The sequence below is a fragment of the Vulcanisaeta sp. JCM 16161 genome (genome assembly GCF_001316285.1).
Window position 1 is genome coordinate 171,385 of the sequence record NZ_BBDO01000001.1, and the last position, 22,307, is coordinate 193,691.

The window sequence follows — 22,307 nt, forward strand, 5'->3', positions numbered from 1 at the left end:
ATTAGGAAAGGCTTATATAAAGGACTTCCTTCGAACCTTACGTGAAGTTTGCACTTAAGTGTTCTCCGGGCCAGAAGATTGAGAGACGTAGTGAGAGGGTTGCCATTATTGGTGCTGGGCCAGCGGGCTTGGTGCTGCCGGTTACTTAATATGTAAGGGCTTCCAGGTCGATGTTTATGATAAGTTGCCGGAGCCTGGTGGACTAATGATATTTGGAATACCCGAGTACAGGGTTCCCAAGAAGAATGTTAGGGCTGGCGTTAAGGAATTGATTGAGTTGGGCGTCAACTTCATACTGAAGACTAAGGTAATCGCTGACGAGGAGGAGCACGTTGATGGTGACGACTTCATAGAGAATAAGGTTCACCTTGAGAACTTGATTAACAATTATAACGCCGTATTAATAGCCACGGGAACCTGGAAGTCAAGGACGCTTGGAGTACCTGGCGAGAACCTTAGGGGCGTCTATCTAGCCCTCGATTACCTATACAGGATATACACTAGCGAGTTAGGTTACCTACCCAAATCGGTTGTTTATCCAACGGGTGAGAAGGTGGCCGTGATTGGTGCGGGGTTAACGGCTGTTGACGCGGCAATAGAGGCGCAGAGGCAGGGTGCTAAGGAGGTTTACGTACTCTATAGGAGGACCATAAACGAGGCGCCTGCGGGTAAGATGGAGATACAGGGTTTGATAAAGAGGGGCATAAAGTTTGTGGAGCTCGTAGGCATAACGGAGATACTCGGTAAGGACCACGTAGAAGCCGTTAAATTAATCAAGATGAAACTCGGCAAGCCTGACAGGAGCGGTAGACCTGCGCCGGAGCCAATACCAGGTAGTGAGTACACGATGGATATGGACACCGTGATAGCCGCGGTTGGTGAAGTACCAACGCCGCCATTCAGGGATGGCTGTTGCGGAATTAGGTTGACGCCACACGGCACGATAGATATCGACCAGAAGCACAGGACAACGAGGAAGGGCGTATTCGCAGCCGGTGATGTGGCCACGGGACCAAGCCTAATAGGTAAGGCATTAAAGAACGGCATTGATGCAGCAATTGCCATTGAAGAGTACCTACTAAAGGGTGGGTGGAGGGAGCAGTAAACTAGTTAGTAGTGATGTTTAAATTGTCATTGGGTGCTTAATAGCCGTGAGGCTCCTCTCCTTCCTATGGAATAACACGGTTAGGGTTGGCGTATACACGGAAAGGGGTGTCCTGGACCTTCCAAGTGCGTACATGGGCATTTACGACACGACCGAGGCTCCGGGCTTCCTCTACGACATGAAATCCCTCATAGGTAGTGGTGAGCCTGCCCTAGCATTAATTAGGGATTTGGTGAATAGGGCATTGAGGAATGGCGACACGGCATTGTTCAGAGACCCAAATGCAATAACCTGGCTACCACCAATTCCAAACCCCGAGAAGATCCTATGCGTGGCCGTTAACTATAGGCCCATGGCGAGGAGAGCCAGGCCAAACCACTTGATAGGCCGTACTTCTTCCCAAAATTCCCCAATGCACTCATCGGCCATAACCAACCAATACTCAAGCCCAGGGTCTCCAAACAGGTTGATTGGGAGGTGGAGTTAGCCCTAATCATTGGTAGGAGGGGTAAGTACATAGATGTTAATAAGGCGCTTGATTACGTCTTCGGCTACTTAATACTCAATGACGTGTCAATGCGCGACTGGCAATTCCCAAGTAAGGAGCCTACGGAATGGACTGGATATACGGCAAGAGCATGGACTCATCAACACCAGTAGGCCCATACATAGTTACAAAAGACGAAATACCAGACCCACACAACCTTAGGCTTACGCTTAGGGTTAACGGTAATGTGGAGCAGGATGATAGCACTAAGAACCTAATATTCAAGATACCCGAACTAATCCACTGGGCATCCCAGGGAGTGACGCTTAAGCCTGGAGACTACATAAGCACGGGAACGCCGTCGGGCGTGGGCTTCCCAAAGGGTAAGTTCTTAAAGAACGGCGACATTGTCGAGGCGGAGATCGAAAAAAATAGGCACCCTAAGAAACACAGTAATTGAGGAGTAGTACTCTAAATAAGTTCATGAAAATTAAATAACATTGAACATAAAAATACTACGTAATATACTAACATTGCTTAACTTACCTCCCTGACATTATACCAAGCTTCTTCTGACAATAAGGAACATGCCGTGATGGTGCCGGGGCCGGGATTTGAACCCGGGCCCCCTTGCGGGGACAGGATCTCAAGTTTCGCACCGCGGGATCCGCGGACCTGCGCCTTGGACCTGGCTCGGCCACCCCGGCGGGTCAATAGGCCATTAACTGCGATTTAAAGCTTTTCTTCATGGGTTACGGCTTTACTGCGGCTCTTTCAGTCTCCAGTTCCTTCTTGAATATTGATAATGCGTAGTTTATGTCGTTAAGTGGTATTCCTAGCAACTCAATTGCCTTCTTGTTACTTAAGCTACTATCTCTGGGTCTTTTAGCCCTGTAATTTACGTCAATGAGTCTTATTGGCTTTATCAGTTCCTCACTGAACCCGAAGTACCTAGCTATGGCTCTTGCGAATTCGTACCTGCTCAGTCTTGGCCCCACCACGTGTATCACACCGTTGAATTTAATATCAAGCAACCTTGCGAAGGCCTCTCCAATTATCGTATTAAGTGTGGGTGATGACCATTGATCAGTTATTGCCGTGACCACCTCACCCCTCATTAACTTCTCAACCACGGTCTTGCCGAAGTTCGGCCTTCCAGGCCCAGTGCCGTAGATCCAGGCAACCCTAACAATAGAGCCGTTCAATGCCTTTGTAATTTCCTCAGCCAGGAGTTTAGTTAATCCATAATAATTAACGGGTCTCGGTATATCATCCTCAGTGTATAACCCCTTCTCGCCATCAAAAACGTAGTCCGTGGATAGGTAATAAATGGCAGAGCCAATCCTATAAGCGGCCGTGAGCAATTCCCTACTTACCACCACGTTAACCCTATAACAAAGCTCCAATTGTTCCTCGCACTGATCAACATTGCCTATCGCGGCCATGTGTATAACTACGTCAGGTTTATAATCATTAATTACCCTCACAGAATCCCTCGTTAGGTCCGCCTTAACCGTAGTAACACCAGGTATATTAATTGAATGCTCATTGTAAGTACCAACAACCTCATACTTATTGGCTAGGCTAATAGCGGTCTTATAACCTGGCGATGAACTAACGCCAGTAATTAGCACAATCATCAAGAATAGCCCAGGTTAATGAATTTATAAGGAATTCTGATAAAGCGTGTGACATCACATCATGGTTAAATTAGAATACGTGGTTGAGTAAGGTTAATTAATGCATGAATTATTAAAGATGAGAAGGGAGGATTCGAGAGCCGTGGAGCCCACGGCCCGATGAAAAATCGCTCCTCCGGAGCGGCCACATCTTACTGTTGCTCCATTAACCTCAACTTCGTTACTATTTAATTGTAAGCTGAAAGATTTTGGTACTATTGTTAACTAATGAATTGAATTAGGAAAAATCATTAATTCATTAAGGGATGGCGAATACGGACCATACCTAAATTGTGGATAATTGCTTCTCGCCATGGAGGTTAATAAGCGCTAATTTAATGGCCGTGTCAGTCAGGGAATGAGTTGATGATGAGTACGTTGTTAAGTACATTATAAGTACATTAACAGAAGTGGGGCATTGCTGGGAAGAGGGGTGGCGTATTATAGTAGGACCGGCATGCATTGGTTGTTAAGCGTTCTTGGGCTGTGAGGAAGGAATTAAAGCTGTCCGTGATGGTCATTTGCTCGTGGTCGTGAAAACGCTAGATACGTATAGGTTAGGGTTACGTAGGTTGGGCATTAAGCTAAATAGTGATGCGGTAACCGCAATAGTTGGTTTAATAGTGACGATAGGGTTCATGGCATTCATAAGGTTCATTAGGCCAATAAACCTATCACTCCATAGGGACGTGGCTGGTATGGCGCTCTTCCTAATAACCGCCCTATTCTTCCTATGGCTATTAATATCCTCAATCAGAGAACAGAGGGAACATAGGTAGAGGTATTCCTCAGGGCAACAAAGCAATAGGTTCAAGTTAAAAGAAAACCTGCCTAATAAGACGATATAGGGATCCTCCTGCTCGCAATTTATGGCCACTCAATATTATCTTGATACAGCGTCATCATTACTCATTCACTAATTTTATCTCCCCGGAATCTCTGAAAATAAATTTATTAGTAGTACTCTAAATTATTTGGGGTTCCCTAAATGTTGTTTAGCATTGAGCCTAAAAGTAGAAGGGAGGATCTCTATGATTTTAATCATGAATTGGAGATGCTCGTAAAATTCCTGAGAGGTTCAAGATTAACGCTGGTCACGGGCCTTAGGAGGACCGGTAAGACCTCGTTGATGAGAGTTGCACTTAATGAGGTTGGTATTGACTATATATACCTTGATGTTAGGTTTAGTGTGTATACGAGTTATCGTGACGTGCTCGACCTATTCGTGAAGGCCCTTAACGATCTTCTACGTAGGGAGTCCTCAATTACGGATAAAGTAATTAATGCTCTCAAGGGCATTGAGGATTTAAAGATATCCCTTAATCCACCTGAAATAGCCATTAAATTTAGAGGTAGGCCGCGGGTCACTATTACTGACCTGCTTATTAGGTTGAATGACATTGGCGAGCCTGTGATAATCGCGATCGATGAGGCGCAGGAGTTGAGGAAGGTTAATTGGCTTAGGTTTGATAGGCTGTTCGCCTACGTCTTTGATAACCTAACGAACATAAGGCTCGTCCTCTCAGGTTCGCAGGTCGGCCTCCTCTACGGCTTTCTTGGGCTTCACGACCCTAAGGCACCACTCTTTGGTAGGGCGTACATGGAGGTTAAGACGAGGAAGTTAAGCCCGGACGAGTCAATGGACTTCCTCGAACGTGGCTTCAACCAATTAGGCATTAATTGCCCTAAGGATGTCCTAGAGAAGGCTGTGGAAACATTTGATGGGATTATTGGCTGGTTAACGTATTTCGGCTATACATACGCAATGAGGGGTTCTGCGGACTTTGATGAGATAATGAAGGACGCCGTTCAACTGGCGTTAAGTGAGTTACGGAACTTGGTAACCTCACTCAGGAGTAATAGGTATTCGGTAATATTAAGAGCACTGGCTAGGGAGCCGATGCCATGGAGATTGGTCAAGCGTAGGCTTGAGGATTATGAGGGTAAAGAGATAAATGCCGCAACGATCTCCGAATTACTAAGTAACCTAGTGAACCTGGGCATTATTGAGAAGGTGGATGATTACTACAGGATTTCCGACCCAGTGTACAGAATCGCTGCCGAGCACCTGTAAGGATTTAATACAGAGATTATGATTAATATCCGCCGTAAATGGACTTAATTAAGTACCTGGAATTTAAGGAAAAACTGAGGAATGAATTAGAGAATGAATTAAGCCTGAATCAATCGAGAGGGCTAGGAAGGATCCACATGCGAGGAGGTATCCGAGACCGTGCGGTATGACGATACACACGGGAATTGGATGTACATACTCATGCACCTACTGCTACATCTATGACATGGGATTTCCGCATAAAGTACAACCATACCCATTAAGTGGTAAGGAGTTGCTCTATGCATTGACGTTGAACATATGTAGTGCTTGGGCCTGGCGGTACAATGCTTGCCATGGGTTCCGTAACAGAACCTTCCTACCTGAGACTAGGGATAGGGCTCTCGAGTATATTAAGGTTCTTGGTTCACTCGGTAATCCACTGCAAGTTAGTAGCAAGTCCGTACTCGATGACGAGTATATAACCAGGATTAAGGGGTACGCACCAAACATAAGCTTTCTAGAGACTGTGATATGCCTCAGGAATTGTAGGAAAATTGAACCATTAGCCCCAGACCCAATGGATAGGCTTAGGTTTGTTGGAAGATTAGTTAGGGCTGGAATAAACGTTTCCCTATTCATCAGCCAATAATACCTGGCATAACCGATAGGGATGCCCGTGAAATACTATTAATGGCTAGGGAGTTTGGCGTTAAGTCCGTAGTGCTCGGCACACTTAGGGTTACAGCGGGCATTTATGAAAGACTCAGGTCGATCGGTATTGACCTAAGTCTGAGATTACCGAGTGGTAAGTTAGGTAGGGAGCAGGTTCCCATTAGGGCTAGGGATCTAAAGGATAAGATCGCCTCATTAGCTAGGGAAATGGGTTTTAAGGTCTATGAATCAGCGTGTGCTGCGAACATAGAAGCCGCTGGGTTAGGGTGCTACGCCTGTAAGTGGGGTCCTTGTGGCGACTTAAGCAGGCTGCCCAGTGTTGATGCTGGGGATGTTAATGAGTTCATTAAGTACCTGGGTTATTCAGGGCGTGTTGAGCAATTGAGGGATAATAGAATCGTCATTAGGCTTGATAGGGGTGATGCCCGTAGAATCGAGGCGATGCTCAGGGAGTTGCTTAGGCGTGAAGTCGTTATTAGGGGTGTCATGAGGCATCATTGTGCAGATAGCATATGCGGTGATATTAATTAGTTGGGTATTTGCATTGTAAATATCCTTGACGCGATTCGGTAGTGCTTATTATGGGAAGTCGTTAATTGAGTTGATTATGAACATTAGCGTTGGGCTTACCAGGTTATGCCAGGTTTAATAGTTGCTGGTGTTGAGTCTGTTGTAAGGGCATTAATGGAGTCCTCACTTAATACTAGGGTTAAGGGCAATTTTAGTAATAGGTAAGAGGTATATGATTGATGCCGTGATTATTGTTTAGGGTAAAGTAAATTAATTCATATTATAGCATAAACATGCAGGAGTTACCTAAGCCTTGGTTTGACATTGATGGTTATAGGAGGACGAGACTCCTTGAGACTAGGTACGAGACCGAGCTGGCTAGGAGATTTCTTGATGAGGGGTTGACCAGGAACGCGGCTGATAAGGCTTACCAGGCCTGGAAGGCTCTTGTGGCGGCGTTCGCTGCGGAGAATAGGGATAAGCTTAGGGGTTTATTTAAGGGTGTGGTTAGGTTGAGGGGTAATAAGGTTATTGAGAGGGTTGATTGGGTCATTGCCCTAATGCCAAGCAATTCTTTGAAGCGCATGTCGCAGGTAATAGGCGCGACATTAACGTATACACAAACCTGGCAATACTACTTCATCAGTACCAATACAATGGGCCGGATAAACAGGGGAATACTCAGTCAGTACTGGGACGATGAGTCGGCTAGGGCCGACATCACGCAGGTACTAAGTGTTATTGATAGGTTATTACGCGAAAAGGGCATTTAGGCATATTTCTCTTTCTCGAAACCACCACCCGCTTAAGTATTGTCCCCTATCTACATAATAAAGGCTTAAATAATGCATGGATGTTGCTTTACTGTGTCTTCGTTCAGGTATTCCGATGTTTATAAGGTGGTTTATCCGAGGAGGCATGAGGGTATTTATAAGAATCGTGGTGATAATCCCTGGGTCTCAATAAGGATTAGGCAGGGTGTTGGTCGTGACCCGAGTAAGTGGTTCTCGAACCAATTGAGGGTTATTGCCGAGATCAGCAGGACGTATAGTGATGGTAGGGCAATGCTCGGTACTAGGGGTGATATAGAAATCTTCAAGGTTGATTTTAGGCTTTTTGATGAGGTTGTGGTTAAGCTCAGGGAGGTTGGTCTCGATCCAAGGGACTCCTGCGGTAATTCGGTTAGGAACCCAATACCATGCGCATCGCAATTCTGCCCGTACGCACATATTAATGCTGAGGCTCTATCAACATTCATAGGTGATTACTTTAGGTATAGGAGTGAGTATGAGCAGCCATCACTTCCGCACAGGATCAAGATCTCAATATCAGCCTGCGAGAGGGCGTGTGCCGTGCCCGTGGCCCAGGACATCGGTATTGTGGCTAAACCTAATGGTAAATTCGACATATACCTGGGTGGCGGCATTGGTGAGCACGCATTTAGTGCGAGACTTGCCTTCACTGACGTAGATGCTGAGGATTTACTTCCAATCTGCGTGGGCGTTGCTGAGGTCCTTAGGAGGTCTGGCGAGAGGAGGGGGTTTAAGTGGGTTGTTAGGTTGCGTGGCCTTGATAAGGTTAGGGAGGAGGTATTGGCGATAGCCAGGGAGGTAAAGCCCAAATTGCCCAAGCCGCCTGATTTAACGCCCAGGTTCATTAAATCAAGGATTGTAAAGATTCCATACCCAACCGGCTGGGTTACCGCCGATGAATTGGTTAAGCTGGCCAATGTGGCTGATAGGTATGGGTTTGGCTATGTACTGCTGTTCAATAATCAAAGCGTATACATACCAATCCGCGAGGAGGTTGATAGGATTGAGGAATTGAGCAATTATGAGGTCAGGGATCCAGGGCCCATGTACCCTGAGGGACCGATAACGGTTGCATGCTAGGTAATGAATTATGCCCACCGGGCCTAATAGACACCACCGGGCTCGGCCGCAAAATACATGTTCACCTAAGTAAGTTGAATGAGCCAATTAGGGTTGGAATTAGCGGTTGTACCCACGATTGCGGTATGTCGTGGATCGCGGATATAGGCCTCGAACCATTCGGTTCAAAGACGAGGGTATTAATAACGATGGGTGGCTCACCGACCGCGTTGGGCTTTGTCATCGGCACCGTCGATCCAGGTGATGCGGAGCTCGCGGTACAAGTACTTCTTGACATGTATAGGAGGTCTGGTGTTCGTGGGGTTAGGGACTTCGTGGTTAAGGTTGGTGTTGATGCTATAAGGAGTGAGTTAACCAGGCTTGTGCCTCGTTTAGGCCGCCGGATAAGGACATAAACATAGTCTTTGGGCCCGACTGACTTGAGAGGGAATAATCTTTAAAGCGCAATTACCTAGTTACACCGGCATTATGATTATTGAGGACCTGCCCGCACTATCAACAGCCATTATCTGGGCCTGGGCATCGATAATGTATGGAGACTTCATGAAGAGAATGCACCCGTTGATCGTAAACTTCCTCAGGATGTTCTACGCCTCACTAATACTCCTGATCCCAGCAATAATTTTAGGGCTTAATTACGGAGGAGCCGTGTACAGTTCTTTGAGCGGGTTGTTATCCCTGGTCATTGGTGACTCACTATACCTGTTCTCAATCAATTACTCAGGGGTCTCAATCGCAGCTCCCGTGTCCTATACCTACATACCACTGACGGTGTTATTCGCAGTGTTCCTGGGAGAGCCACTGACCATCACGAAATTACTTGCGAGTATACTACTGATACCCGGCGTCTACCTACTATCCCGTAGCGGTAACTCGAGGAGGGAGATTAAGGGTCTATTTCTTGGCCTTGGTGCAGCCCTCGCGTGGGCTGCTGGTCAGTCAATGATTAAGGTGGCCGATATCGCGGGGCTTAACCCAATCTCCATAGCATTTACGAGAGTTGCGGCAGCAGGTATTGTACTGCTTGTAATTAATTATTTCATGGGAAACAACATTGCAGGGGCCATTAGAGGGACGGTACGTAGTTACCTGCCCATTATTGCCGTACTCGACCTGGGCCTTGGTGTTGCCCTATTCGCCTTCTCAATGGATTTAATAGGTCTTGGGCTTACCGTGATACTGACGGGCACAATGCCATTAATAGCCCAGCTTATGTCGAGTGCGATGGGTAGGGAGAAATTCAGCGTTGTTAAGTTCCTTGGTGCATTGATAATAGTGGTGGCAATAATAATGGCATTCCTTTAACCACGTAATACCCAAGACCGGCATTTATGATTGAATGGTCCGTCACCTAGAGTCACGGTCCTCCCGTATACTCCTGACAACGAAATCCTCACCATAAATCTCACGAATCTTCCTTAATTCTTTAGATGCCTTCTCCAATAATCGTATTACATCCTCATCTTTTTTTCCTTATTGACTTCATTATCATGAGTATGGACTATGGTATATTTAATGTTTTAAGTATTAATCATCCCATATAAAAACCACAGCCAATAATACGGTTTAATACTGTTAAGTCTTGGTAAATTCCTGAAGAGATACCGAATGAGTAGGAAAAATTGTCTTCTGAAAGGCTAAATATAATGCTAAGTTAGCCTAAGTTCCTCGGTGCAAAGCTATGAAAGTGAAGGAAAACAAGATCGATTTTTAACGGGAATCACTCTCCAACTTATCATGATGTTTTGGCTGGTTTGCCCGTTATTCCGTACTTCTGAGCCCACTCCTCAAACACCTTCTGCTCCTCAGGCGTTAGTTCATGGCTGAACCTATACCATCCATCCTTCTTCCTAGCGGTCTCAGGTGACTCAGGGGTCTTCCATATGCAGTTCACTGGGCATACTGGTATGCAACTGAAATCATCATAACACAGGTCCCATATTAGCCTAGCCTTACCATTCTCGTCTAACTCCCATGCCTGATACGGGCAAACTGAGACACATGCACCACAACCAATACATATATCTTGATCGTCAATAACTCTTATGTACTTTCTAAGTTCCTCCGCAGGTTTTCTCTGAGCCATTGCTGGTCAATTATTGGTTAGTATGAAGTTATGTATATACTTAACTATTGATACTACATGATCGTTGTGATGTTCGTGTAGTATCAATAAATTATACTGAGTATTTATGAAATTGGGCTATGTATTCATGGTTATGATTATCGTGACTCTCAGAGGTCATAATTATTATTTTGTATTTGAGATAGAACATCACTTAACAAATCGAAGAGGTAGGTGTAGGGATTATCTTTGGATAATTTATTTTTCAGTTTCCTAATTACCTTTAATGTCATGCCCATTAGCTTATTAATATCGGGAGAATGCTCGTTATACCTAAGTGCTAAGAATCTTAGTACTGTTGGTATATAGTCGGGTAATTCACGATTATCGTACTTAAAACCGTACTTCCTATAAATATCGATTAATTGAGCTAAAAAAATGCCCTCTATCTCTTCTATCGCCATAGATGTGGTACGATAAGTACATGTTTGTCTCTGCGGATAGATCGAAGGTCATTACGTAGATTTCCTGAATATTATATATGTCAGTATTTAGGAGTATATCCATAAATCTGTTTAGTTTATCGTAATGGTCGTAATTTCCGGATTTTATTATTAAAAATAACTTTTCACGTAATTCCTCACTTGGATACTCCAGTGCCTGGGCTATTATATTAAGAAGCTCCTGTGGCTCATTGGAAATCAGCCTTACTTATCCTTATCCTAATCTTACCATTATTAACTATGGCACTCCTTAGCTCAGGTACGGCCTCTTTAAATTGTTCGTAACCACACATACCCTGCTCTGAATAGGCATTAAGCATGGACTCCTTATGTGACTTAGGAATTACGAACTATCCTCATACTTAGCAATAGCCAATAGTCTATACATCTCAAGCGCATCCTGTTCGGTTAACTCAACCTCCTTAAGCGCATCCTTATTTGGACTACCAAGTTCAAGGCTCCTCATGTAAATCCTCATGGCTAACAGTCTCTTGAGGGCGTTGCGGATTAGTTCCTCATTACCTGCTGTAAACATACTTGCCAGGTACTTAATGGGTATTCTCAGCTTATCGATCTTTGGAAACACATCCTCAGGCGCGACCTCGCCCAATTCCTCACCGTTAAATAGCCTAAGTACTGGGCTTAATGGTGGTACATAAAACACCATAGGCAGCGTCCTATACTCTGGGTGTAGCGGAAAGGCTATACGCCATCTCTTGACCAATTTATAGGTTGGTGATCTTTGAGCCGCATCTACCCAGTCATCCCAAATACCGTTATCCTTAGCGAGCTTTACAACCTCTGGGTCACTTGGATCAAGTATTATCGATAATTGGGCGTCAATAAGCTTCTTAGGATCTGGTTCAGAGGCTGCCTTTAATACGGAATCAGCATCATATAATAATATACCGATATACCTGATCCTGCCGACACAAGTCTCTGAGCATACGGTGGGCAATCCATTCTCAATCCTTGGGTAGCAGAATGTGCACTTCTCGGCCTTATGAGTCTGCCAATTGAAGTACACCTTCTTATACGGGCATGCCGATATGCAGAACCTCCAGCCGCGGCATCTACCCTGATCGACAAGTACGATGCCATCCTCCTCCCTCTTATAAATGGCGCCACTTGGGCATGCCGCTACGCAGGGTGGGTTAAGACAGTGATTGCATATCCTAGGCAGGTAAAACATGAATGTCCTCTCAAACTCAAGCCTAATTTCCTCCTCGAGACTGGCTAAGTTCGGGTCTTGGGACGCTATTTCTGGCGAACCAGCTAAATCATCATCCCAATTAGGTCCCCACCTAATCTCAATATTATCGCCGGTAATTAATGACCTGGGTCTCGCAACGGGTTGTTCACCCTGCCCTGTCTCTATGAGTTTTTCATAATCATAGGTCCAAGGCTCATAATAATCATCTATGGTGGTAGGTATGGATTGTAGAAGATCCTCAGTAGTCTCGATATCTTACCGCCAATTCTTAGTTTAAGCTTTCCATTACTCAATACCCAACCACCCCTATACCTCTCCTGATCCTCCCAACGCCTTGGGTATCCAACGCCGGGCCTGGTCTCTACGTTGTTCCACCACATGTACTCAGCACCTGGCCTATTTGTCCAGGTATTCTTGCACGTTATACTGCACGTATGGCAGCCGATGCATTTATCGAGGTTCATTACCATGGAAACGTGGGCAAGCACCCTCATGCTCTCACCCTAACCTCCTAACTATCACAACCTCGTCTCTCTGGGTACCAACGGGACCATAATAATTGATTGCCCAACTAAGTTGGGCATAGCCGCCAATCATGTGCGTTGGCTTAACCCTAACCCTAGTGGCGCTGTTATGGGTACCACCGGGTTTATTTGTTAGCCTTGACTTACCGACGTTCACCGTTCTCTCCTGCGCGTGGTACATGATCACGGTGCCCCTTGGAATCCTTATTGATGTGACTGCCCTGGCTACTATAACGCCGTTCCTATTAATTACCTCAACCCAATCATTATCCTTAATACCAACCTCCTTAGCATCATCACTATTAATCCAGATAACAGGTCCTCCTCTAAATAACGTCAGCATTATTTGATTATCCATGTAGGTTGAGTGTATTTGCCACTTACCATGTGGCGTTAAGTAGCGTGCAACTAAGTATTTACCGTCGATGCTCGGTCCTTCACCGTTATTGAAGGGTGTTTGAACGACAGGAGCTTATACGTCGGTAGCTGCTCACCGAACTCTATAATCCACTCATGATCTAAATACACGTGTTGCCTACCAGTTAAAGTTCTCCAGGGTACTAAGTCCTCCACATTCAATGCATATGGCGTGTAAGGTCTTTCCTCAGACTCTTTACCGCTCCAAATAGGCGTCCTCAGTACCCTTCTTGGTTGATAAGACAAATCGTTAAAGTGTATCACCACTTCCCTTTGATCCTCTGCGATATGCGTTAAATCAATACCAACTCTCTCACTAAGTGCCTTGTATGCCTTATACGATGCCTCACCGTTAGTTGTACTAGACAGGTGTAATATCGCCTCAGCAACTTGATGATCCTTAATTAATAATGGGTGTCCATGTTCATCAGTTCCATTAAGTTTACCAACCTCCTCATACTCCTCCTTGGCGCTCCACGTAATACCCTTAGCCCCTATTGAGTCCTTAACTAAAGGACCCAGCGTAATCATCCTGTGATATACATCACAATAATCGCGCTCGACAATAACGATGTTCGGGCCAGACCTATTGCCGAGTTCGCCGGGTGTATCGTGTAGTAATGGTACGATAATTATATCCTTAACCCTACCTAGGTATTTACATGCCATTTCACTGAACCTCCTGGCTAATGCCACGAATATGTCCCAATCAGCCTTAGCCTCCCAGGGTGGCGGTATTGCCTGGTTAAATGGGTGTATAAATGGGTGCAGATCTGTGGTGCTTAGGTCATTCTTCTCATACCAAGTAGCCGCAGGCAACACTATGTCTGAGTATAGCGCTGATGTACTCATCCTAAAGTCGAGCGTAACCACTAGGTCGAGCTTGCCCATGGGCGCTGGTTCACGCCAATTAATGAGTTTAGGCCGTATCAACCCCTCCTTAGCCATTACCGAATTGTCCGTACCCAGTAAATGCTTGAGCACATACTCATGGCCTTTACCGCTTGAGGCAAGGAAATTAGCTCTCCACATGAATAATACCCTCGGGAAATTCTCGGGTGCGTCAGGGTCTTCAACGGCTAACCTAATATTACCCTTTGCGAGTTGTTCCCTAACGTACTTAATGACCTCCTCATCACTCTTGGCCCCAGCCTTAACCGCATCCTCATAAAGCCTTAATGGATTGACATTAAACTGCGGGTAGAATGGCAACCACCCATTCTTAACGGCGACTACATTGTAGTCCACTGGATGCTCATACTCAGGGTTAACCGCAACCTTAACCATGCTTAAGTCCTCATACCTATATTGGTCACTGTGTATGTAAGACCATGATGTTGTATTCTGAAGCCTAGGTGGTCTGATCCAATCCTGGGCAAAGGCTATGTGGGACCAGGAATCAAGTGGTCTTATCTTTTCCTGACCGACATAATGAGCCCAGCCACCTCCATTAACGCCTATTGTCCCGAGTAGCATGAGCATCGTTATTATAGCCCTATAGATAAGGTCTGAATGATACCAATGATTAACACCAGAGCCTATAATCACCATAGACCTACCCCTGGTTAACTCCGCATTCTTGGCGAACTCCCTAGCAACTATAATGGCAATTTTACGATCAACGCCCGTTATTGATTCCTGCCAGGCCGGTGTGAAGGCTTAGGATCATCATAGCTTGATGGGTAATCGCCAGGTAGTCCCCTATTAACGCCCACATGTGCGAGTAGTAGGTCGTAAACTGTCGTAACGATAAAGTCCTTATTCCCAACATTCAACTTCTTAACAGGGACACCCCTAACGATTGGTATTGGCCCCCTCTCATCAAATACGTATGTCCTAACCAAGACCACATCATCATGAAGCCCCAACAGCGTTAATGCCGGGTCTATGGGCTTACCCGTGATTGAGTCCTCAAGCTTAAGGTTCCACTTACCCTCATTACTCCACCTAAAGCCTATACTGCCATTGGGGATAACCAACCGCTTTGTATCTAGGTCAAGGACTACGGTCTTCCACTCCGCATTCGGAACATTTAAGCCCAGGTCCGAGGCCCTGAGGAATCTACTCGGTATGTACACGTCCCCACTCTTTTCAAGTATTACGAGGAAGGGTAGGTCCGTATATTTCTTAACGTAGTTTATGAAGTACTCTACCTGCCTATCCACGTAAAACTCCCTCAATATTACGTGAACCATGGACATCGCCAAGGCTGCATCAGTGCCCGGCTTGGGCGCTATCCATAGATCCGCGAATTTCGTAACGTCAGTATAATCCGTTGTGACTACGACTACCTTCGTACCCCTATACCTAGCCTCGGCTAGGAAGTGGGCGTCTGGGGTCCTCGTCATGGCTATGTTAGTGCCCCAGACGATTATGTACATTGAGTTGAACCAATCTGCGCTTTCATGAACATCCGTCTGCTCGCCCCACACCTGTGGTGAGGCTATTGGTAGGTCCGCATACCAGTCATAGAAGCTCAGCATTACTCCGCCGATTAACTCAAGGAACCTTGAGCCTGATGAGAAGCTTACCATGGACATCGCTGGTATTGGGGTGAAGCCAAATATCCTATCCGGCCCATAGGTCTTTATCGTGTATATGAGCGCGGCTGATATTAACTCAAGCACCTCATCCCAGGAGGCCCTAACAAAGCCACCCTTACCCCTGGCAGACTTGTACCTATTAGCCAATTCCGGGTTTGTAACTATGTATTCCCAAGCTCTAACAGGGTCGCCTGTTTTAGATAGGGCTTCCCTCCATAGCCTCATGAGCTCGCCCCTGACATATGGATGCTTAATACGCAATGGACTATATATGTACCATGAGAATGAGGCGCCTCTTGGGCAGCCCCTTGGTTCATACTCCGGCATGTTAGGTCCATTGGTTGGATAGTCAACTGCCTGGTGCTCCCAAACAACTATTCCATCCTTAACGTAGATCCTCCAGCTACAGGAACCTGTGCAATTAACGCCATGGGTTGATCTAACGACCTTATCGTATTGCCAGCGGTTCCTATAAAGGTCCTCCCAAGCCCTATCCGCATTATCTATCTCGCTCCAATTATTATTGAATTTCTCCCTGGGCAATAGGTGCCTGAATATTTCCTTAATGAAGTTAGCCCTGAGCATGAACAACCACCTCCGGCCTCCTTGCCTCCTGTATATTATCCAAGCCCTTCTAAGGTAAAATATTGGATAGCTCCAGACATGGACAAGCCTGGTAAATGGCCATATAAGGAATAGTATGTATGCGAAGATTATATGTAGCTGAAATGTTATTGGAACATTAACCATATAGTTAGGGTTAGGTTGCAGCACTAGGACAGACCTTAACCAGGCACCAATTGTTGACCTATAGGGAAATGGGTGCACAAAGATGTCATATATCAACGTGTTGTAAAGACCGAGGGTCATGGTTATTAATATTAATACTAGTACTAGGAAGTCTGTGGCGTCACTCGTCTTCCTAACTCTGGGTATGAGGAGTCTTCTTAAGAAGAGTATCCAGGCGCCAAGGTATGCAACAAGTCCTGAGGCACCACCTAGTACTATGGCCATTTTATGGTATTCCTCGGTGGTTACGCCCATGGCCTGTGTAACGCCTGGCGGTACTAACAGACCTATTATGTGCCCAAGTATCACGATGAGTATGCCCCAATGAAAGAGCTGAGAGCCCATATTCAACCATCGCTTCTCAAGTAACTCACTGGACTTCGATGTCCATGCATACTGATCAACCGCATATCGATATACATGGCCTCCAATAAATACAACGATGACTATATAAGGCAGGGAAACCCAAAGAACCTCATCCAATGGCGCCACCATAATACTCACCGTTTAATGTCTATGCCTATATTCATACAGATACAGTATTGTTCCGAAAATTACTGAAAGAATGCCAAACGCCGTATATATTATGAAGCCTAATGCGTAACCTGCATGGCCGTAGATTGCGACGAACAAGGCCATAGCAGGTGGTATCAATAACCCACCAGCCGAGCCTAAACCGCCAACCCAACCAGTGGCTCCACCCACTGCCTCAGGGACGTACTTAGGTACCAGCTTAAACACCGCGGCATTGGCGATGCCCATGCCGATAGCCATTATTATTGTTCCAAGAGCACTAATGGTGAAGGTGTGGCTTAGCAGCATTATAATGCTACCAATGACTAGGATTATATAGGAGACTATGGCGATTTTCTCACCACCCCACCTATCGCTAAACCACCCACCAGGTACTCTCATCAATGCCGTAATTAGCGAGTACACCACGCCAGTCATTAAGCCCGCCATTGCAACACTTAATGATAAGTAGTTAGTCCAGTAGGTCGGCAGCCACTCGGTTAATGCCTCGAATCCGCCAAAGGATATGAAATACATAATGACTAGCAGCCATGTACGCCAAATCTTGGCAGACATCTTTAGGCTTTTAGATGCAGAGCCACTGGGTATTAATTCTTCGCCTAGCTCCTTAGCAATACCCTCAGCCTCGCTACGACTAACTCGCTTCATTAGCTGGAAGTAATATGCGTCATGGCCTATTACGGCGAATATCGCAGTCATCACAACCAAAAACAAAGCCCATGCTATGTACGCACCGATTAATCCAAGGCTTGCTAGGGCGTATGGCAGTATCGCCGTGAATATGCCGGGCGCCGCATTCCCAAACCCTGCATAGGTCCCTAACGCATAGCCCTGACGTTTTTGCGGGAACCAGTATGATACGTAGGCTATGCCTGAGGCAAACGTGGAGATTCCCGTACCTGCAATAGCGCCAAACAGCATGAGCAATGTATAGCCTAGGGTGTTAGACGTTATGGAATGCGTTAATATGGCGTGTAGGGTTAGGATTAACCCGATCATGCCCACTATGGCGATGATTAATTGCGTCAGTAATATCTTTCTACCACCGACGTTATCAACAAGTGCACCAAAGGGAATCCTAAGCAGTGCGCCGGTAACCAGTGGTATGGCCACTAACCAGCCAATCTCAATAATGTTCAGATGCAGTAATGGTGCTACTGTATGAACCGTTATCCCAAACAACGCAACCGCAGCAAAACCTGCAAAGAACGCTATAGTACCTGCTACAAGGCCTAACGTTGGGTTCCCACGAATACTATACTTCTTAATTAACTCCTCACGCTTGGGCATGCCCATATGTGTATCAAGGCCTTTTTTATTTTTTTTCCATAAATAGGGAAAACCGAAATTTTTTTTGGTGAAAACTGTGTATATTAATATGAACTTAATTACATATAAATTAATTCATAAATATGCATTACGAATTTTGGTTATCTCGTGACCTATTTCGTAGATGCATGCGTGCGGGGTTTCAAAATTAAACATTATTTAACTACTTTTTTTATAATTTGAATTAATGGTTGGATATGATTGTTAAGGTTAATACTGCATATGTGGTTGATAATTTAATTAAGGATCATGATGTTATTCTTGGGTCACTTAAGGTGCTTTATAGGGTGATAAATAGTGATAATCCCGATGCCAGGGATCTCGAGCTACTAATACAATTCTTTGATTCATTCATTGATAAGTGCCATCATGCTAAGGAGGAATACATATTATTTCCAACCCTAAACTTAAGATTATTTCCGTTTGAGGGTAGCCCTGTTTACGTAATGGTTACCGAGCATGGCATAGCCAGGTACCTAATTAGGATGAGTGAGGAACTTCTTAGGATGTGGTTGATAATAAGGACGAGGGTGCAAGACAGGCATTAATTGATCACCTAAGGCTTCTCGCTGATCATCTCACGCAGCATATTAAGAAGGAGAATGATGTATTATTCCCAGGCTCATTGGCGCTGGATACTCTAGATAGTTCGAGAACTGTCGAGGATATTGAGCGCGAGACCAATCATGAGGAGTGGATTACAAAGATTAATGAATTGAGGAAGAAGTACAGGGTTGAATAACCCAAAGTACATTATTAATACTAAAAATACATCAAGTTACAGGTTGTTCATATCCATCCTTTTGTTATTTAGTCACAATTATTCTAATGCGGTGTTAATCATAAATAATAATATTGACTTCATCGACCTCATAGTTAATACCCCAGTTTTATCTAACATAATTAAATATAAATTATTAAACATTCACAAAAATTTAAATGGCGACCGTGATTAACGTAATCAATACCTTACCTCGCCTTAAGGTATATGCCCTTGGTAATCACATCATTATTAGGCATTATTCATGGTGTTGACTCTAATCACTTGATCTCAATATTCACTTAGTGAAAGTGAGAGGGCTGACCTTTACTTTGGCGTGACCATGCCGTGGGTTTCCTAGCTCTGGCTATTCCCATGGTGTTAATCCTACACCGATTATTCTACGTTGGGGGATATTGAATACGCGCCTTTAGCCCTATCCATAGCCACATCCCTAGTCCTAATGCTTTTAGCGATAAAGGGGTATCGATACGGGACTTAACATACCTAAGGTAGATGCTGGGTTTTGCCCAGGCGCCCTGGCCTTGGCACCAAGTAAGATGCTGGTCATTATTCTAGTACTGATGCAGTCAACATATGGTGGCGTTATCTACTAAGCCTATTCATGGCATCATTAATAATGCCCGTATATCTTATTACGAACTACTTAATGTATAGTATTTATGGGATATTGAGCCTTAATTATTAGGTCTTAGCCCTTTCCCTGAGGTATTTTATCAATTTCTCAATATCCACCCGCGCCATTTCATCATTAACGTACCTACTTAACATACCCAATGAGTCAGGCCCATTATATTGATACTCATGCAGGTCTATCGCCAGCTCCGTGTAATAGGGTATATTCTCCCCATGCCGTATAGCCAATGATTGGGCAACAGCCTTCATGAGGACCATGGGCATTACGGCTATGACCAGGTCGACATAATCCACCACCTTACCGCTCCTCAACCTCTTCCTACCCTTAAACACATTAATTAACAAGTCCCTACTACCTGACGCCAGGTATGATAAGTACGCCTTCCAAGCCTGAAACGCCTTACCCGCGGCATTCCTGTAGAGACCCCTCTTTAGGAATTCCTCAGCCAATTCCACCTCAACGACGACCTCCTTAGCCCTGGCCTTCGAGATCTCATTTAAGTCAAGTGACATAGTTAATGATTTATGACCAAGTTTAAAAACTAGATATGTGGGATGTTATGAGCGCCGTTTTCAATGAGTGGTTAGGGCTCAAACGTAGGTCATTGATTAACCTGGCCCAACACCTTGGCGGTTTCTTCAACCATTCTATGAACCCTCTCGATTAATGGCTCCACATCCTCAATAGTCAACTTGGCCTCATGAAAACCCCATACGTGTAATGAATAGCCCGCGTTCCAACCATCCAATACCCAATCGCCGAGGGTCTTGGATAACCTCGAGCAAGCCTTAAGCAGTAGGTGCGTGTACCAACTACCTTCCTTAATGGCCTGCTGGTTTTCCGGCACATTAAACCTTTCGGCAAGTGCTTGACAGCCTCCTCAGCGGCCTTGTAAGCCTTCCCCGAGGCCTGAACAGCATCACCCTTATTAAGGTACTCACTGGCCTCGGCTAGGTACTTCCTGGCTAATTCAAGCCTTAACCTAATGCTTTCTGATGGGTCTTTTAGGTATAATTGATTTAGAATTATATCCGTAATATCAATACCCAATCTCTCTGCAGCATCGAGGATTTCCTTGGGTATACCCACGGGTATTAATATGTAAGCGCTTTAAATACCAACTGCTTCATACGTGCCTTTCCAATTTTTGACTGAGGTAATTTAATAACCATGTCCATAAGCAATGCTATTGCGCCCTATGGATGAGCTTACGGGCAAGGACATTGCCGTACTTATGCATCTGAAGAGGGCCAATGTGGATTATGGAAAGTCAATAGCCATTAATACCGGGATACCACTTGAGGAGGTGCTGCAGATACTGGATAAGCTTGAGGCAATGGGCCTAATCGAGAGGGTCAGGGGAGGTAAGACCCTGAAGAGGAGTGTTGCCCGTTTTAAGCTTAGTAATGAGGTTCGTAAGCATCACGTCTATTACAGGCTCTCAAGACGCGGGGAGCTGCTTATTAGGAGTATTAGGAGGGGTGATGGCGCGGGTAAGGTCAATTTCAATGATGCTTCAGGGCGTTGAGCGCCCAATTACCGAGGATATTACCTTCCTACCTCCCTCAATTATCGCGGTAATGTCCTGCCTAACCATGTCTAGATCCAAATAACGGCTGAGAACGCCTCCCTATCCAATCCATTGTACTGAAACTCATGAATATCAAGCGCCAACTCTGTCAGCAGTACCACGTCATTGCCATACTTAGACCTTAACAATGCGGCAACCTTCTTCATACGTGTCATAGGCATTACGGCTATGATAAAATCAACAGCCTCAACCCTAATCCTCTCCCGGAGCTTAACAACACCCTTAAACTCGCTTGCCAACTCATTACGGGAATTCGCGGCCAAGACTGCCAGGGTTGCCTTCCAACCCTGAAAGCCTTACCGGCCGCATTTCTATAAAGACCGTTTTCCAGGAACTTCTCGCTAGTTCGAATTCGTAAAGCGCCTCCTTAATTCTAGCCTCTATGTACTTATTTAGGTCCTTCCAGGGATGTGCTATAGATTCCACGCCATATTAAGTGTTTAGGGAAATATATGCCTTAATAATTAACCGAGGTCATTCTTCACAAAGGTTTATCTCCGTTTACGCTTAGTTAATTCAATGGTTGAGTTCGTATTTAAACCCATTGGTTATGTGGAGGTGGGTTTTCCAAGGCTGATGAGCCGGATAGAGGTAGGTATGAGATAGGTATGACTTTATTGGTGTTGTTCGTGTTTATGATGAGTACGTCGATGGGCTTCGCGGTTTGGATGAGTATTCGCACGTAATACTGATCTACGTATTCCATGAGCAGAGGGAGGTAAGGCTAAGGGTTAAATTGAAAGGTACGGATAAGGAGGTCGGTATTTTCGCCACGAGGTATCCAATTCGACCCAACCCGATAGGTATATCGGTGCTTGAGCTCGTAAAAATAGAACCACCGCGCCTATGGCTCAAGGGCCTTGATGCGTGGACTGGGACCCCAGTAATCGATATTAAGCCATATGACTATTACGATATTGTTAAGAGGCCGAAGATTCCGAAGGAGTTTGAGATGAGTGGATGAAGAACTATGCGAGAAG

General features: G+C 45.1%; 20 protein-coding genes, 1 tRNA gene and 6 pseudogenes. 14 read left to right on the forward strand and 13 right to left on the reverse strand.

Features of this window, described 5'->3' with window-relative positions; all coding sequences use genetic code 11:
• The first annotated feature begins 41 nt into the window (after positions 1-41).
• Both JCM16161_RS01040 and JCM16161_RS01045 read left to right on the forward strand, forming a co-directional pair.
• Positions 42-1,105 (forward strand): annotated as a pseudogene (locus JCM16161_RS01040) (FAD-dependent oxidoreductase).
• A 46-nt stretch (positions 1,106-1,151) separates the two neighbouring features.
• Positions 1,152-2,059: pseudogene (locus JCM16161_RS01045) on the forward strand (fumarylacetoacetate hydrolase family protein).
• 129 nt (positions 2,060-2,188) lie between these two features.
• On the opposite strand, the gene JCM16161_RS01050 reads toward JCM16161_RS01045, so the two are convergent.
• Both JCM16161_RS01050 and JCM16161_RS01055 read right to left on the reverse strand, forming a co-directional pair.
• A tRNA-Ser gene (locus JCM16161_RS01050) sits at positions 2,189-2,299 on the reverse strand.
• Between the two features lie 45 nt (positions 2,300-2,344).
• A complete protein-coding gene (locus tag JCM16161_RS01055; RefSeq protein WP_054854729.1) occupies positions 2,345-3,232 on the reverse strand; it encodes an NAD(P)-dependent oxidoreductase in 888 nt (295 codons plus the stop codon).
• A gap of 566 nt (positions 3,233-3,798) precedes the next feature.
• On the opposite strand from JCM16161_RS01055, the gene JCM16161_RS01060 reads away from it, so the two are divergent.
• The 8 genes and pseudogenes from JCM16161_RS01060 (at position 3,799) to JCM16161_RS01090 (ending at position 9,706) form a co-directional block, all read left to right on the forward strand.
• A complete protein-coding gene (locus tag JCM16161_RS01060) occupies positions 3,799-4,050 on the forward strand; it encodes a hypothetical protein (RefSeq protein WP_054854730.1) in 252 nt (83 codons plus the stop codon).
• Positions 4,051-4,259: 209 nt separating this feature from the next.
• On the forward strand, positions 4,260-5,345 hold the full coding sequence (locus tag JCM16161_RS01065) for an ATP-binding protein (RefSeq protein ID WP_054854731.1): 1,086 nt from the start codon (positions 4,260-4,262) through the stop codon (positions 5,343-5,345).
• 166 nt (positions 5,346-5,511) lie between these two features.
• On the forward strand, positions 5,512-5,976 hold the full coding sequence (locus JCM16161_RS01070) for a radical SAM protein (RefSeq protein ID WP_243668382.1): 465 nt from the start codon (positions 5,512-5,514) through the stop codon (positions 5,974-5,976).
• 41 nt (positions 5,977-6,017) lie between these two features.
• The gene (locus JCM16161_RS01075) at positions 6,018-6,530 is read left to right on the forward strand and encodes a hypothetical protein (protein WP_054854733.1); all 513 of its coding nucleotides are present in this window, start codon (positions 6,018-6,020) and stop codon (positions 6,528-6,530) included.
• A gap of 272 nt (positions 6,531-6,802) precedes the next feature.
• Positions 6,803-7,282 (forward strand): annotated as a pseudogene (locus JCM16161_RS01080) (PaREP1 family protein).
• A gap of 93 nt (positions 7,283-7,375) precedes the next feature.
• The gene (locus JCM16161_RS01085) at positions 7,376-8,401 is read left to right on the forward strand and encodes a nitrite/sulfite reductase (RefSeq protein WP_243668384.1); all 1,026 of its coding nucleotides are present in this window, start codon (positions 7,376-7,378) and stop codon (positions 8,399-8,401) included.
• Entirely contained in the window at positions 8,395-8,796 is a 402-nt protein-coding gene (locus JCM16161_RS13675; protein WP_243668386.1) for a hypothetical protein, read from the forward strand. The genes JCM16161_RS01085 and JCM16161_RS13675 overlap by 7 nt, the downstream gene beginning before the upstream one ends.
• Positions 8,797-8,869: 73 nt before the next feature.
• Positions 8,870-9,706 carry a DMT family transporter gene (locus JCM16161_RS01090; RefSeq protein WP_054854734.1) on the forward strand — a complete coding sequence of 279 codons (837 nt, stop codon included), beginning with the start codon at positions 8,870-8,872 and terminating at the stop codon, positions 9,704-9,706.
• A gap of 430 nt (positions 9,707-10,136) precedes the next feature.
• On the opposite strand, the gene JCM16161_RS01095 is transcribed toward JCM16161_RS01090, so the two are convergent.
• From JCM16161_RS01095 to JCM16161_RS01115, 8 genes and pseudogenes are all read right to left on the reverse strand, one after another.
• Positions 10,137-10,487 carry a 4Fe-4S binding protein gene (locus JCM16161_RS01095; protein WP_052885797.1) on the reverse strand — a complete coding sequence of 117 codons (351 nt, stop codon included), beginning with the start codon at positions 10,485-10,487 and terminating at the stop codon, positions 10,137-10,139.
• Positions 10,488-10,636: 149 nt separating this feature from the next.
• Positions 10,637-10,930, reverse strand: coding sequence for a hypothetical protein (locus JCM16161_RS01100; RefSeq protein ID WP_054854735.1), 294 nt, complete (start codon positions 10,928-10,930; stop codon positions 10,637-10,639).
• Positions 10,931-11,312: 382 nt separating this feature from the next.
• Entirely contained in the window at positions 11,313-12,347 is a 1,035-nt protein-coding gene (narH, locus tag JCM16161_RS01105; RefSeq protein WP_243668681.1) for a nitrate reductase subunit beta, read from the reverse strand.
• 185 nt (positions 12,348-12,532) lie between these two features.
• Positions 12,533-12,655, reverse strand: a pseudogene (locus JCM16161_RS13680) (respiratory nitrate reductase subunit beta); the annotation flags it as partial.
• A 25-nt stretch (positions 12,656-12,680) separates the two neighbouring features.
• Complete coding sequence (locus JCM16161_RS13685) at positions 12,681-13,064, reverse strand: hypothetical protein (RefSeq protein WP_243668388.1); 384 nt, start codon at positions 13,062-13,064, stop codon at positions 12,681-12,683.
• A gap of 50 nt (positions 13,065-13,114) precedes the next feature.
• Positions 13,115-14,725: a molybdopterin-dependent oxidoreductase gene (locus JCM16161_RS13690; protein WP_243668683.1), complete on the reverse strand. Its 1,611-nt coding sequence runs from the start codon at positions 14,723-14,725 to the stop codon at positions 13,115-13,117.
• A gap of 26 nt (positions 14,726-14,751) precedes the next feature.
• Entirely contained in the window at positions 14,752-16,950 is a 2,199-nt protein-coding gene (gene narI / locus JCM16161_RS13695; protein WP_243668390.1) for a respiratory nitrate reductase subunit gamma, read from the reverse strand.
• 12 nt (positions 16,951-16,962) lie between these two features.
• Entirely contained in the window at positions 16,963-18,279 is a 1,317-nt protein-coding gene (locus JCM16161_RS01115) for an MFS transporter (RefSeq protein WP_054854870.1), read from the reverse strand.
• Between the two features lie 236 nt (positions 18,280-18,515).
• Between JCM16161_RS01115 and JCM16161_RS01120 the strand changes: the two genes are divergently transcribed.
• Together JCM16161_RS01120 and JCM16161_RS01125 are read left to right on the forward strand one after the other, a co-directional pair.
• Complete coding sequence (locus JCM16161_RS01120; protein WP_054854736.1) at positions 18,516-18,866, forward strand: hemerythrin domain-containing protein; 351 nt, start codon at positions 18,516-18,518, stop codon at positions 18,864-18,866.
• Positions 18,827-19,060, forward strand: a complete 234-nt coding sequence (locus tag JCM16161_RS01125; RefSeq protein WP_054854737.1) for a hypothetical protein — start codon at positions 18,827-18,829, stop codon at positions 19,058-19,060. The genes JCM16161_RS01120 and JCM16161_RS01125 overlap by 40 nt, the downstream gene beginning before the upstream one ends.
• 723 nt (positions 19,061-19,783) lie before the next feature.
• On the opposite strand, the gene JCM16161_RS01135 is transcribed toward JCM16161_RS01125, so the two are convergent.
• Positions 19,784-20,248, reverse strand: coding sequence for a PaREP1 family protein (locus JCM16161_RS01135; RefSeq protein WP_054854739.1), 465 nt, complete (start codon positions 20,246-20,248; stop codon positions 19,784-19,786).
• 188 nt (positions 20,249-20,436) lie between these two features.
• Positions 20,437-20,583 (reverse strand): annotated as a pseudogene (locus JCM16161_RS13700) (PaREP1 family protein); the annotation flags it as partial.
• 351 nt (positions 20,584-20,934) lie between these two features.
• On the opposite strand from JCM16161_RS13700, the gene JCM16161_RS01145 reads away from it, so the two are divergent.
• The gene (locus JCM16161_RS01145) at positions 20,935-21,264 is read left to right on the forward strand and encodes a DUF2250 domain-containing protein (protein WP_054854740.1); all 330 of its coding nucleotides are present in this window, start codon (positions 20,935-20,937) and stop codon (positions 21,262-21,264) included.
• Here the strand turns inward: JCM16161_RS01145 and JCM16161_RS01150 are convergent.
• Positions 21,253-21,753 (reverse strand): annotated as a pseudogene (locus JCM16161_RS01150) (PaREP1 family protein). The gene JCM16161_RS01145 and the pseudogene JCM16161_RS01150 sit on opposite strands and share 12 nt — an antisense overlap.
• A 238-nt stretch (positions 21,754-21,991) precedes the next feature.
• Here JCM16161_RS01150 and JCM16161_RS01155 point away from each other — a divergent pair.
• On the forward strand, positions 21,992-22,291 hold the full coding sequence (locus JCM16161_RS01155) for a TrmO family methyltransferase (RefSeq protein WP_243668392.1): 300 nt from the start codon (positions 21,992-21,994) through the stop codon (positions 22,289-22,291).
• The last annotated feature ends 16 nt before the right edge of the window (positions 22,292-22,307 follow it).